Source organism: Bradyrhizobium sp. SZCCHNPS1003 (assembly GCF_032381555.1).
GTDB lineage: Bacteria > Pseudomonadota > Alphaproteobacteria > Rhizobiales > Xanthobacteraceae > Bradyrhizobium.
In genome coordinates, this window is record NZ_JAUHIU010000017.1 from 1 (window position 1) to 13,156 (window position 13,156).

The 13,156-nt window shown below is 67.1% G+C and carries 12 protein-coding genes; 6 read left to right on the forward strand and 6 right to left on the reverse strand.

Annotated features, from left to right (window positions below):
• From QX126_RS33605 to QX126_RS25450, 5 genes are all read left to right on the forward strand, one after another.
• The coding region (locus QX126_RS33605; protein WP_409999122.1) for a hypothetical protein at positions 1–498 on the forward strand (498 nt) is incomplete at its 5' end.
• A 254-nt stretch (positions 499–752) separates the two neighbouring features.
• Positions 753–1,964, forward strand: a complete 1,212-nt coding sequence (locus QX126_RS25435; protein ID WP_315775178.1) for an ABC transporter substrate-binding protein — start codon at positions 753–755, stop codon at positions 1,962–1,964.
• 10 nt (positions 1,965–1,974) lie between these two features.
• Positions 1,975–3,708, forward strand: coding sequence for an FAD-dependent oxidoreductase (locus QX126_RS25440; RefSeq protein ID WP_315784447.1), 1,734 nt, complete (start codon positions 1,975–1,977; stop codon positions 3,706–3,708).
• Positions 3,705–4,466 (forward strand): glucose 1-dehydrogenase, encoded by a 762-nt coding sequence (locus QX126_RS25445; RefSeq protein WP_315784449.1) that lies wholly within the window; start codon positions 3,705–3,707, stop codon positions 4,464–4,466. Before QX126_RS25440 ends, QX126_RS25445 begins: the two co-directional genes overlap by 4 nt.
• 32 nt (positions 4,467–4,498) lie before the next feature.
• The gene (locus tag QX126_RS25450) at positions 4,499–5,287 is read left to right on the forward strand and encodes an IclR family transcriptional regulator (protein ID WP_315784451.1); all 789 of its coding nucleotides are present in this window, start codon (positions 4,499–4,501) and stop codon (positions 5,285–5,287) included.
• A gap of 3 nt (positions 5,288–5,290) precedes the next feature.
• Here the strand turns inward: QX126_RS25450 and QX126_RS25455 are convergent, their stop codons facing one another.
• The 3 genes from QX126_RS25455 to QX126_RS25465 all read right to left on the reverse strand — a co-directional run bounded on the left by QX126_RS25455 (position 5,291) and on the right by QX126_RS25465 (position 9,289).
• Positions 5,291–5,914: a glutathione S-transferase family protein gene (locus tag QX126_RS25455; protein ID WP_315784453.1), complete on the reverse strand. Its 624-nt coding sequence runs from the start codon at positions 5,912–5,914 to the stop codon at positions 5,291–5,293.
• A gap of 110 nt (positions 5,915–6,024) precedes the next feature.
• The gene (locus QX126_RS25460) at positions 6,025–7,626 is read right to left on the reverse strand and encodes an FAD-binding protein (protein ID WP_315784455.1); all 1,602 of its coding nucleotides are present in this window, start codon (positions 7,624–7,626) and stop codon (positions 6,025–6,027) included.
• A gap of 1 nt (position 7,627) precedes the next feature.
• Positions 7,628–9,289 (reverse strand): acetolactate synthase large subunit, encoded by a 1,662-nt coding sequence (locus tag QX126_RS25465; protein ID WP_315784457.1) that lies wholly within the window; start codon positions 9,287–9,289, stop codon positions 7,628–7,630.
• 154 nt (positions 9,290–9,443) lie between these two features.
• Here QX126_RS25465 and QX126_RS25470 point away from each other — a divergent pair, with 154 nt between their 5' ends.
• Positions 9,444–10,502: a LysR family transcriptional regulator gene (locus QX126_RS25470; RefSeq protein WP_315784628.1), complete on the forward strand. Its 1,059-nt coding sequence runs from the start codon at positions 9,444–9,446 to the stop codon at positions 10,500–10,502.
• A gap of 22 nt (positions 10,503–10,524) precedes the next feature.
• On the opposite strand, the gene QX126_RS25475 is transcribed toward QX126_RS25470, so the two are convergent.
• From QX126_RS25475 to QX126_RS25485, 3 genes are all read right to left on the reverse strand, one after another.
• Entirely contained in the window at positions 10,525–10,935 is a 411-nt protein-coding gene (locus tag QX126_RS25475) for an ACT domain-containing protein (protein WP_315784458.1), read from the reverse strand.
• A gap of 9 nt (positions 10,936–10,944) precedes the next feature.
• Positions 10,945–11,931 carry a glutathione S-transferase family protein gene (locus tag QX126_RS25480; RefSeq protein ID WP_315784459.1) on the reverse strand — a complete coding sequence of 329 codons (987 nt, stop codon included), beginning with the start codon at positions 11,929–11,931 and terminating at the stop codon, positions 10,945–10,947.
• A 151-nt stretch (positions 11,932–12,082) separates the two neighbouring features.
• Positions 12,083–13,129 carry a DUF2278 family protein gene (locus QX126_RS25485; RefSeq protein WP_315740249.1) on the reverse strand — a complete coding sequence of 349 codons (1,047 nt, stop codon included), beginning with the start codon at positions 13,127–13,129 and terminating at the stop codon, positions 12,083–12,085.
• Between the last annotated feature and the right edge of the window lie 27 nt (positions 13,130–13,156).

Below are 13,156 nucleotides of genomic sequence, written 5' to 3' on the forward strand. Positions count from 1 at the left end.
GATGCAGTCATGGCTCGAAATTGCACCGCGCCGAGCCCTCTCACCCCCCTAATTCGGATTCTTGCCCAGCCTCGACGACACAAGCCGTGCGGACTGCGGCAGATTGGCTCGACGGGCAATTGGCGCATGGGAGATCGCGCAATTCTGCATATCAGAAGCGGGACCACGCAGCTCAGCGCAACCGCGGGAACCGATAGCGCCCAAGGCGCGTTCTCTCCGCATCAACGTAATGCGTATGCGATATCAACCGAAGCACGACCTGCTGGCGGGCATCTTTGCATGAAGAATTTTTCCGATGCGTCCTTTTCGCCTGATGTCATCGCACTGATGACCGAAGCCCTCAACGCGTCGGTCGCCGCGCTGCCTGAGCCGGTGAGTTCGACGAACGTGAACCTGCTTGCGGAAGCCGTGCTGCGTGCCGCCAAGGCCGGCGAGCGCGACGTCACCGCGATGCAGCGGCTCGCGCTGCTCGAACTGCAGATCATGCCGCGCATGTAGAGCGGATCACAGGCTTTCCTACAGTCGTAAAGCATTCCCAATGCGCTCACTTCGGGACCTCTTGGTTCGAGATGCGCCGCACGCGGCGCTCCTCACCATGAGGACGTCGGATCGCGCCTGACGCGCCGCCGGCCTCCATCTTCTATCCCCCGGCCGCTGCGCCACGTCCCACTCGTTCGCAATTGACAAATCTATTCGTCAATGTCTAATTCCCATCACCGCCGACAGAGCGGAGCAAAACGGGGAGGATCTTCATGCGACGGCAGCTGCTCGCCTGCGCGTTCCTGGCAACGACATCATTCATCGCGACAGGCGCTTCAGCCCAGGTTTCTGACGACGTGGTGCGGATCGGCGTACTCACCGATCTCTCGAGCTGGGGACGCGACAACAGCGGGCCGGGCTCGGTCGAGGCGGCCAAGATGGCGGTCGAGGAGTTCGGCCCCAATGTGCTCGGCAAGCCGATCGAGATCATCAGCGCCGATCACCAGATGAAGACCGACGTCGGAACGACGGTCGTGCGCGACTGGTTCGACAACGGCAAGGTCGACGCCGTCGTCGACATCCCCAACTCCGGCATCGCGATTGCCGTGCACAACATGGTGCGCGAGCGCAACAAGATCGCGCTGCTGTCCGGTCCCGGCGCGAGCTCGCTGACCGACGAGCTGTGCAGCCCGAACACCGTGCATTTCACCTATGATACGTATGCGCTGTCCAAGGTGACGACCTCGGCCGTGATCGGCCAGGGCGGCAAGTCCTGGTACTTCATCACCGCGGACTACGCCTTCGGCCAGCAGTTGGAGAAGGACGCCACACGCTTCATCAAGGAGCTCGGCGGCACCATCCTCGGCGGCGTCAAGCATCCGACCAACACCGCCGACTTCTCCTCCTTCGCGCTGCAGGCGCAGAGCTCCAAGGCCGACGTCGTCGCCTTCGCCAATGCCGGCCAGGACACCGACAACGCGATCAAGCAGTCCGGCGAGTTTGGCCTGGTCAAGGGCGGCCAGAAGCTGGTCGGCCTCCTGATGTTCGACACCGACGTGCATGCGATCGGGCTCGAGGCCGCGCAGGGCACCTACATGACCACGGCGTCCTATTGGGCGATGGACGAGGCCACCCGCGCCTGGTCGAAGAAGTTCTACGCCCGCGCCAAGGTGATGCCGACCATGATCCAGACCGGCGTCTACGGCTCGGTGCTGCACTATCTCAAGGCGATCAAGGCGGCCGGCACCGATGATCCCAAGGCTGTCATGGCGAAGATGCGCGAGCTGCCGATCGAGGACGCCTTCGTTCACGGCGGTAAGTTGCGCGAGGATGGCCGGGTCATCCGCGACATGTACCTCGCCCGCGTCAAGAAGCCGTCGGAGTCGAAGGAGCCGTGGGACTATCTGGAGATCGTCAAGACCGTGAAGGGTGAGGACGCGTTCCGGCCGGTCTCCGAGTCCAAGTGCCCGCTGCTGAAGAAGTAGGAGCGCTGCCATGACCGGTGCCGACGACAAGAATGGCGACGTCTACGACTGCGACGTGCTGGTGGTCGGCTCCGGCTGCGCCGGGCTGTCGGCGGCGGTTACCGCCGCCCATGCCGGGCTGAAGGTCCTCGTCACCGAAAAGGAGCCGCGGTTCGGCGGCACCACCGCGCGCTCCGGCGGCTGGCTGTGGATCCCCGGGACCTCGCTGGCGAAGGCGTGGGGCATCGACGAGCCGCCCGAGCTGGCGCGCAGCTATCTGCGTCATGAAGCCGGCAACAGTTTCGATGCGGCGCGGGTCGATGCGTTCCTGAGCAAGGGCCCGGAGGCGGTCGACTTCTTCATCGGCAAGACGGCACTCAAGTTCGACATGCCGCTGACCTTCCCTGACTACCACGCGGAGGCGCCGGGCGGCACGCAGGGCGGCCGCTCGATGGTGACGCGGCCGTTCGACGGCCGCGAGCTGGGCGATCACGTCAACGATCTCGGCCAGCCGCTGCCCGAGCTCACCGTGTTCGGCATGATGCTCGGCTCCGGCAAGGAGATCATCCATTTCATGCGCGCGACCAAGTCGCTGGCGTCAGCGTTCTACGTCGCCAAGCGGCTGTCGAAACATGCGCTGGACGTGCTGCGCCATGGCCGCGGCATGACGCTCACCAACGGCAACGCGCTGGCGGGGCGGCTGGCGAAATCCGCGTTCGATCTCGGCATTCCCCTGTGGCTGTCGTCGCCTGTGGCGGAGCTGATCCGCGACGGCGATGCCGTGCGCGGCGCCGTGGTGACGCGGCAGGGCCGGCGCATCCGAGTGAATGCGCGGCTCGGGGTGGTGCTTGCCTGCGGCGGCTTCCCGCATGACGTCGAACGACGCAAGGCGATGTTTCCGCATGCGCCGACCGGCCAGGAGCATGTGTCGCCCGGCCCTGTCGGCAACACCGGCGACGGCTTGCGGCTGGCGGAAGCGGTCGGCGGCCGGGTCGAGGACGGCCTGCCGCATGCGGCGGCCTGGGTGCCGGTCTCCGTCACCACGCGCAAGGACGGCAGCAAGGGCGTGATGCCGCATTTCATCGATCGCGCCAAGCCGGGCGTGATCGCGGTGACCGCGGACGGCGTGCGCTTCGCCAATGAAGGCAATTCCTACCACGACTTCGTGCAGGCGATGGTCAAGGCGGCCAAGCCCGGCCGCGAGATCGCGGCCTGGCTGATCACCGATCACCGCTCGTTGCGCCGCTACGGCCTCGGCTGCGTGCCGCCGTTCCCGATGCCGCTCGGCCACCATCTCAGCACCGGCTATCTCAAGCGCGGCGCAACGCTCGCCGAGCTCGCGCGCGTGGCCGGCATCGACGCGATGGCGCTGGAAGCAACCGTCGCCGCCTTCAACGCCGATGCGGCGCTGGGCCAGGATCCGACCTTCGGCAAGGGCTCGCGCGCCTACAATCGCTACCAGGGCGATGCGCTGCACGGGCCGAACCCGTGCGTGGCGCCGATCAAGGACGGGCCGTTCTACGCGATCAAGATGGTGATCGGCGATCTCGGCACCTATGCCGGCATCCGCACCGACGAGCATGCCCGCGCGCTCGATGCGCAGGGCCAGCCGATCGAGGGGCTGTATGCCGCCGGCAACGACATGGCGAGCATCATGGGCGGCAACTATCCCGGCGCCGGTATCACGCTGGGCCCGGCGCTGACCTTCGGCTACATTGCCGGCCGGCATCTCGCCGAACGCGCCAGGCAAAGGAGCGCCGCATGAGCGACAGTCAGATGTTGGCCGGCAAGCTCGCGCTGGTGACGGGCGCGGCGCACGGCAATGGCCGCGCGATTGCGCTGGGGCTCGCCGGCCGCGGCGCCGATGTTGTCATCACGGACATCGACTTGAACGGCGCCGAGCGCTGCGCCGCCGAGATCCGCGGTCACGGCCGCAAGGCGTGGGCACATCGGCTCGACGTCACCGACGCCGCGAGCTGCACCGCATTGGCGGCGCAGTTGCGCACCGAGGTCGGCGCCATCTCCATCCTCGTCAACAACGCCGGCATCATCATTCGCGAGGGCATCGACTCAGCCCGCGCGCCACAGAACTGGCAGCGCGTGCTCGACGTCAATCTCAACGGCGTGTTCAACGTCACCTACGCGTTTCTCGCCGCCTTGCGCGCGACGCGCGGCACCATCGTCAACATCGCCTCCGTCGCCTCGTTCATCGGCATCAGCAACACGCTCGGCTACTCGCCCTCCAAGGGCGGCGTGAAGTCGCTGACCCAGGCGCTGGCGCGCGAGCTCGCCGCCGACGGCATCCGCGTCAACGCGATCGCGCCCGGCGTGATCGCCACCGCGATGACGGAGTCGACCCGCAACGATCCCGAGCGGCTCGCCGGCTTCATGAGCCGCACGCCGCTCGGCCGCGTCGGCCAGCCCGAGGAGCTCGCGGGCCCCGTGGCGTTCCTGGTCTCGGACATGGCGTCCTACGTCAACGGCGTGACCTTGCCGGTCGACGGCGGCTTCCTGGCGGTGTAGGCACGGCGCCGGACCAGGGGGCACAACGAGACATGGGACGAGAAAGCCGCGGCATCCAGTCGATCGAGGTCGGCGGCACCCTGCTGCAGGCACTGGCGCGCAGCGGCGAGCCGATGATGCTGCGCGACCTCGCGCGCGAGGCCGGGCTGCCGCCGGCCAAGGCGCATCCCTATCTCGTCAGCTTCTCGCGCATCGGTTTGATCGAACAGGACGAAACCACCGGACGCTACGAGATCGGCCCGCTCGCGCTCGAGCTCGGCCTGATCAGCCTGCGGCGGTTGTCGGCGGTCCGGATCGCGACGCCGAAGATCGCCGCGCTCGCCGGGGCCATCGATCACGCGGTGTCGCTCGCCGTGTGGGGCACCAACGGCCCGACCGTGGTGCGGCTGGAGGAGCCGAGCCATCCGGTGCACATCGTGATGCGCGTCGGCTCGATCATGGCGCTCTTGGAGACCGCGACGGGCCGCGCGTTCGCGGCGTTCCTGCCGCCCAAGACCGTGAAGGCCGCGCTCGACACCGGCCTCGATCGTCTCGGTGTCGGCTACAATCCCAAGCGCTCACCGAAGAGTCCGAAGGTCGCCGAGATGCTGGCCGAGGTGCGCGCGCAGGGGCTGGCGCGCGCCGTCGGCGATCCGCTGCCCGGCGTCAACGCCTTCGCCGCGCCGGTGTTCGATCACGCCGGCCACGTCGCACTGGTCATCACCGCGATGGGCCCGGCCGGCACCTTCGACGCCGGCTGGCAGTCACCGCTGGCGACGCGGCTGCGCGCCTGCGCGGCCGAGATCTCCAAGCAGCTCGGCCACGGCATCGCGCAGCCGTGAGCCTCAGGCCGCGACGGAGCGCTTCTCCGGCCACGGCTCGGCCCACGCCGGCAGCCGCATCAGGCCATCGAGCCAGCGCACGATGTTCGGAAACGACTCCATCGGCATCTCGGCCTCGCGCCAGTCGGTCGCCATCGAGGCCGCCGCGAAATCGGCGATGGTGAGCCGGTCGCAGGCGATGTGGCTGCGCGCCCGCAGATGCGCATCGAGCACGGCTGCGAAGGTCTTCAGGTTGGCGACCTTGCCGGCCAGCGCGGCACGGTCAGGCACACCGAGGCCGAACGTCTTTCGGACGATGTGCTCGAAATAGAACGGTCCGACCGCCGGCGCCCAATGGCAGTCGTTCCACGCCAGCCAGCGCAGCACCTCGATCTGCTCCTGCGGATCGCGCGCCGGCCACATGTCGCAGCTCTCGCGAATGCAGAGGTGCGCCATGATGGCGGTGGACTCCCACAGCACGGTGTCGCCATCGACCAGCACGGGCGCCTTCATGTTGGGGTTGAGCGCGGCGAACTCCGGCGTCTTCAGGCCGCGGCTGATGTCGATGAACTCGGCGGGAACGCCGAGATGCTTCACCAGCGCCAGCACGCGGCGCGGCGCCTGGGCCTTGATCCAGTAGATCTTCATGACGGGTCTCCATCTCCTGTGCCTTGAAGACGAACGTAGCAGCACCGGATCGACAGCGACGGAGCAAAAATTCAGCGACGGTTCCGTCGACTCGTACGGTTCCCGTAGCGTCACATTGCGCGCACCGCCGCCCGTGCGGTGAGAATGCAACCCGGCAGGAACGTCCCCTCCAGCGAACGCTTGCCCGACGCGCCGCCGCCGCCGAAGCCGGCCGCTTCGCCGACCGCATAGAGGCCGCCGATCGGCGCACCCGTGGTGTCGAGCACCCGGCTCTGCAGATCGGTCTTGAGGCCGCCGAGGCTCTTGCGGGTGATGAGTTGCATGTGAATGGCGATGTAAGGCCCGGCGCCCGGCGCCTGCAGCGGCGCAGGCTTGCAGGTGCGGAGCTTGTCGGGCCCCCATTGCCGCGCGTGCAGGATGCGGCGCAACTGGTCGTCGTTGTGGAGCTTGTCGCCATTCCCAAAGTTCGCGTCGAAGGCGTCGGCGGTGGCCTGCAGCACCTCCGGCTTCACGTCGCCGGTGCCGGTCAGCGCATTCATCTTGGCGGCGAGACCGGCCAGCGTCTCGTCGACCAGGAAATGCCGGCTCTCGCGCTGCATCTGCCTGACCAGGCGATGATTGCCGAACAGGGTCTCCTTGAGGAACATCGGCATCTGCCGGTCGCGGATGCGCGGATTGTGCTCGGCCCCGGAGATGGCGAACTCCTTGGCGGCGATGCGCCAGTTCAACAGATGCCACGTATACGGCTTCTCCTGCGCCGCGACGCGCTGGCACAGATCATGGGTGTCGAAGCCGGTCACCAGCGGCTCGGGCCCGATGCGCTCGCCCCTGTGATTGAGCCACAGTGCCGATTTGCACGGCACCAGCGACAGGCCATGGCCGTCGAAATGCGGAAACGGATGCGGGATGCCGGCGGCGTAGTTCCACATCTCGCCGGCATGCGTGATCTCGGCGCCGAGCGCCTCGGCCGCGTGGTGATGCAATTTGCCATCAGAGAACGGATGCGCGCCATTGAGCATCGCCTGCGGCAGCGGCCGGCTCTTCAGCCAATTGGCGCGGGCCTCCTCGTGGCTGCCATTGAGACCGCCCATCGCCAGCACCGTCAGCGGCGCGGCGATGCGGATTTCGGCGCCCGTCTCCTCGTTGACGGCAACCACGCCCGATACGGCGCCGGCAGCGCGATCGAGGCTGACGACGCGGTGACGGTGCAGCACCGTCAGCCGGCCGCCGCTATCGGCCACACGCATCGCTTCGATCATCACGCGCGTGAGCCGCTGCGAGGTGCCCCAGACGATGTGATAGCGCGGCAGCGCATTGCCGTCGCCGTGCCGGCCGCGCTCGACCCAGTTCACCGCCGGCATGAAGGTCAGGCCGTGCGACAGCAGCCAGTCGTAGACCTCGCTGCGCGAATGCGCGACGTAGTAGCGCGCCCATTGCAGCGGCCAGTGCTCGGCGGCATCGAGCTCGCCAAACCTGATCCAGTCGCGCAACGCGATCTCGGGCGTATCCGGGATCTTCATGCGCGCCTGCAACGGCGTGCCGACCAGCGCCATGCCCCCGAACGCCCACAGCGCCAGCCCGCCGAACCGCTCGGGCGTGTCCCGGTCCACGATCGTCACCGACTTGCCGGCGCGCAGTGCCTCCAGCGCGGTGACGATGCCGGCGAGACCGCCGCCGGCGATGACGACATCGGATTGCAGCGTCGCGCTCATGTCACGGCGCGATCTTGCGCTTGAGCATCCGCGCCACCGGCAGCGGAACGCGGTCGAGCGATCCCAAGAGGTGCGGCAAAAGCTTCAGCTTGAGGCCGGTCAGCGCCGGCGGCACCATGGCCTCGATCAGATGCGGCCCCGGCCGCGCCAGCGCCCCCTGCAACGCGCTGATGAATTCGTCCGGCGTGCTGACGCGGGTCGCGCGTACGCCCATGCCGTCGGCGATCTGCGCGAGCTTGAGGACCGGTCCGTGAAGGTCGAGCTGCGCCCGCGCCTTCGGTCCGATCTCCTCGGCGCCGACCCGCTCCAGCTCGACGTTGAGCACCGAGTAGGACGCATTGTTGAAGATCACGGCGGTGACGTTGAGCCGCTCGCGCGCGATCGTCCACAGCGACTGGATCGTGTACATCGAGCTGCCGTCGCCGATCAGCGCGATCACCGGCCGGTCCGGACAGGCGATCGCCGCCCCGATCGCATTCGGCAGCCCCTGCCCGATGGCGCCGCCGGTCAAGGTGATCAGATCGTGGCGCGGCGCGCCCGCGGTGAATTTCGACAGCATCAGGCCGGAGCTGATCGCCTCGTCGACGATGATGGCGTTCTCGGGCAGGAGATGACCCACGGCCTTGCAGACCTTTTCCGCGGTCAGCTTCTTGCCGCGCGGACGTCCGGGCCGCGAGGCCGGTGACAACGCCGGCGTGGCGCGCCCGGCCTCCAGGGCGGCGGCAAGCCTGGTCAGGCTGCACGCGGCGTGCTGCGCCGGCGTCGACAAGGTCAGCACCTTGCAGCCGTCATGCGGCAGATAGCTCTTCTTGCCGGGATAGGCGAAGAACGACACCGGCGCCTTGGCGTCGACCAGGATCAGCGTGTCGATCTCCTTGAGCTGGATCTGCGCCATCTCGGCGAGATAGGCGATCCGCTCGACGGCCGGCAGGCCGGCTCCACGCTGCATGCGCGTCGGAAAGGTTTCGGCGTAGACCTTCACACCGCAGGCCGCGGCGATGCGCGCGGCCGCCAGCAGCGATTCCTCGTGCAGCGCCGTACCACCGAGCAGAAGCGCGCTGCGGCCGCCCGCCTTGATCGCCGCGGCGACGGCCTGCACGGCGGAATCGTCGGCGGCCGCCGGCGGCTCGATCACCGGCGCCGGCTCGGCGACGCCGCCCTCACCCCAGGACACGTCGGCCGGCAGGATCAGCGTCGCGACCTGCCCGGGCCAGGAGCACGCCGCCTTCACGGCCGCCACCGCGTCGCGGCACAGCTCCGACGTCACCTGTGAGGTCCAGACGAATTCCGGCGAGACGTTGCGCGCGACGGTCTCGATATCGGACTGGAGCTGCGCGTCATAAGGGACATGATAGGTGGCGTGGTCGCCGACGATGTTGACGACGGGCACCTTGCCCTTGCGCGCATTGTGCAGATTGGCGAGGCCGTTGCCGAGGCCGCAACCGAGATGCAGCAGCGTTGCCGCGGGCGTGCCGGTCATCCGGGCGTAGCCGTCCGCAGCACCGGTCGCCACCCCTTCGAACAGGCACAGCACGGCGCGCATCTCCGGCGCGGAGTCCAGCGCGGCGACGAAATGCATCTCGGAGGTGCCGGGATTGGTGAAGCAGACCCGGATGCCGGAATTGACCAGGGTCCGTATCAGAGCTTGTGCGCCGTTGGGCATGAGAAAGCCTGTTGCGGGGAAACTGCCGCAGCTCGGGGCGACTTGGCCGGCCCCGCCATGGCATTTCCCCTGTTTATATTTGCGCCATTTTGGAATTGACGGTCTCAGAAATCCAATGAATTGTTATGGCTTGATCAATGATTTCGGTGCATCGATGTACACCCCCACCCTGCGCCAGCTGCAGCAGTTGGTCTACCTCGCGGAAGAGCGGCATTTCGCCCGGGCGGCCCAGCGCGCCCACGTCACGCAGTCGGCGCTGAGCCGCAGCTTGCAGACCCTGGAGGACGCCGCCGGGATGCGGCTGTTCGACCGCAGCTCGCGCTCGGTGGAGATCACACCGGTCGGCGAGCGACTGGTGGCGCGGGCCCGCTCGCTCCTGTCGAGCGCAGACGACCTCGGCCGCGAGATGCGCCTGCTGCGCTCGGGAGATGCCGGCGAGGTGACGGTGGGCGTCGGCGCGTTCACCGGGCTGACGCTTCTGCCGGATGCCATGGCGCGGCTGTATTCGGAGCACCCGTCCGTGCGCATCATCGTGGTGCAGGACAATTGGCGCGCCCTGATGGAGGTGCTGCAGCAAGGAAAGCTCGATTTCTTCCTCGCGCACATCACCGACATCCGCGCCGACGACAGCCTCGACATCGAGCCGCTCGGCGGCCTTCCAGGACACTTTTACTGTCGGGCGACTCATCCGTTGGCGCGCCGACGGGAGCTTTCGGCACGCGAGCTCGCCGGCCAGCACTTCGCTTCCGTTGCGCTGCCACCGGAATTCAGCAGGCGCCTGGAAGCGCTCATCGCTGCGCCGGAGGGCCGCGGCTTCGACGTCGCGCTCGAATCCGAGAACGCGAGCCTGCTGATTCAAATGGCCATTCGCTCCGACATCGTGCTCGTCGCCGGCGATGCCGTGCTCACCCACGAGCTGGCGTCCGGGCAGTTGGTCCGCCTCAACGTGGCCGAACTGAAAGAGCCTCGCGCGTCGGACCTGCTGATGGCGCAGTTCGGCATCCTGCGGCTGAAGGGACGGACTCTATCGCCCGCAGCGATGATGCTGATGGACCTGGTGCGCGCGCAAGCTGCGCGAACGCTGACCGGACCACGCCGGCCGCCAGCTCCCCGCGCCGCACGTGACACGCATCGGTCTCGACCCGTCCCACGCAAGAAGCCGAGCACAACCGGACGTAGCCAATCGCGTCATCCCACCAGGGGCAAAGCCTGACTCGGTCGCCGGCCTTGCGCAATCATCTGCTGGCCGCGCTGCGGGACAGCTCCTGCAGAAGCCGTATCGCCTGCTCTCCCCGCGCTTCCGGGACGAACAGGTGATCATGATGAAAGGCCGAGACAGCATTGACGCTGATGCCCGCCCCTGCGAGGCAGGTCGTGACCGCGGCGAGGAAGCCGACCGCATCGAGCGCTGATAGCACCGACAGCGTGATCAGGCGCGCGACGAACTGATACGGCAGCCCGACCTGCTCGGCGTCCTCGCACCGGACGATCAGCGTGATCCCTTCGCGCTCTCGAAACAGCATCAATGGCGTCAGCTCGACCGGGATGTCGTGATGCGTATCGACAGTGCAGAACACGAATACGCCGTCCTGCAGCTCCGGAGCCATCGTGCGCAGCAGCGTATCGAGGTTGGGTTCGCCCGCCATGGATCCTCGTCAGTTCGCCGCGAGGCGCTCGCGCCCATGCGGCACGGTGAAATCCTGCAGCGGCCCGACCGGGACGATGCCGGTCGGGTTGATGGTGCGATGGCTCTCGTAGTAGTGCCGCTTGATGTGCTCAAAATTCACTGTCGCGGCAATCCCCGGCCATTGGTAAAAATCGCGCGTGTAGGCTGAAAGATGCTGATAGTCGGCGATGCGGCGGATGTTGCACTTGAAGTGGCCGACATAGACGGAATCGAAGCGGATCAGGGTCGTGAACAGCCGGATGTCGGCCTCGGTCATGGTGTCGCCGAGCAGGAAGCGGCGGGTCGACAGCCGCTCCTCCAGCCAGTCGAGCGTGGCGAACAGCGGCCCGATCGCCTCCTCATAGGCTCCCTGCGTGGTCGCGAAGCCGCATTTGTAGACGCCGTTGTTCAGCGTGTCGTAGACGCGCACATTGATGGCGTCGATCTCATCGCGCTGGGCTTGCGGATAATAGTCACCTTGCCTGGCGCCGACGCCGTCGAACGCCGAGTTCAGCATGCGGATGATCTCGGATGACTCGTTGTTGACGATGGTGCGGTTTTGCTTGTCCCAGAGCACGGGCACGGTGACGCGGCCGGAATAATGCGATTCCGCGGCGGTGTAGACCTGATGCAGAAGGCCGGCGTGATTGACGCTGTCGGCCACGACGCCCGGCCCCTCGGCAAACGTCCAGCCCTGCTCGCGCATCAGCCAGTGCACGACCGATACCGAAATCATGTCATCGAGCCCCTTCAGCGCGCGCATGATCAGGGTGCGGTGAGCCCACGGGCAGGCCAGGCTGACATAAAGATGGTAGCGGCCCGCTTCGGCCTCGAAGCCGCCGGTGCCGGATGGGCCCGGACGGCCGTCAGCCGTGACGAAGCTACGGAACGCCGAATCCTTGCGGATGAAACGGCCGCCGGACGCCGCCGTGTCGTACCAGACGTCGTGCCATTGGCCGTCGACCAGGACTCCCATGACGCTCTCCTCCCACAGCGTGGCCTGGGCGGAGGGCCGCAATGTGCCGCCCTTTTGCCTTGGCCCCTCGCATGACAGGAGTACACATCGCTCCGCCGCTGCGCCAGCGGAGAGCCCGCGCTTCAAGGCACGGCTCCGCCGAAACACGCGGTCACGACTGGAACGGGATGGTGCGGCCCGGCTGCGCCGCCTGTTCCCGCGTATAGGAGACGCCGTGCACCTTCACGCCCGCGGCATTCAACAGGGTGATGATTCCGCCGCGGTTCGACAGCGCGACCGGCGCGACGATGGGCACCACCAAGGTGGCGCCGCGCGCGATCGTGCCGCTCAGTTGCATGGCGTTCTTCTGCCTGTCCTTGATCTGCCAGCCAGTGAGATCGACGTCGACATCGGCGGTGTTCAGCAGCGTGACCGTCTCCTGCTCCGGCGTGCGCACGTCGTTGACATAGGCCGCGATGATCCGCACCAGCCCATCGGGCACGTCGAGCGGCGGAATGTGGTCACGGTCGGGAGGCGTATGCGGCGCGTTCGGGTGATCGGGATCGGGCGGAAGGATGACCCCTCCGCTGGCATCGTCCGAATGCCAGGCCTGGGTCTGGAATTTCAGGAAGACGGCGACCCATTGCTGCTGGTCGGGAAACTCGAAGAGCAGTCCGCCATCCTGCCAGGGACCGTTGTCCTTGGCGTATTTGCCGGGCGGATTGCCCTGGTTGAAATGGATGTCGTGGATGCCGCGGCCTGGCTTGAAGCCGAAATAGCGGTCGGCCTTGTCCTCCGGTCCCCATGCGACGCCGAAGGCGTAGATGAGAGCCGTCTCGTCCGACATGGCGCGCTGAACGTAGGCGTCGATCTTCTCGTTGAGATCGTTGTCGGGGCCCGCGGCCGACAGCGGCAGCGGCTTCAGCTCCCACGGCTGCATCAGATTGCCCCGGATGAAGTCGAGCGCCACGCCGCCGGGCTTGCTCTCCAATGGATGCAGCCCTTCCGAAAACGCCTTCAGGCCATCGACGATCGGATGTTCGAAGCGCGAGCGGACCAGGAATTCGACCTCGCTGCCATCCTGGGAGCGGACATTGATGGCGATGCGATAGAGCTCACCGTCGGCGGAGACCTGCACCTGATAGTGCGGACTGCTTCCCGTCGCCAGACGATTGTTGATGGGCCGACCCTTGAGAAGCGAATAGTCGTTCAATGGCATGGTCGTCTCCAACTCTGTCCGTAACGA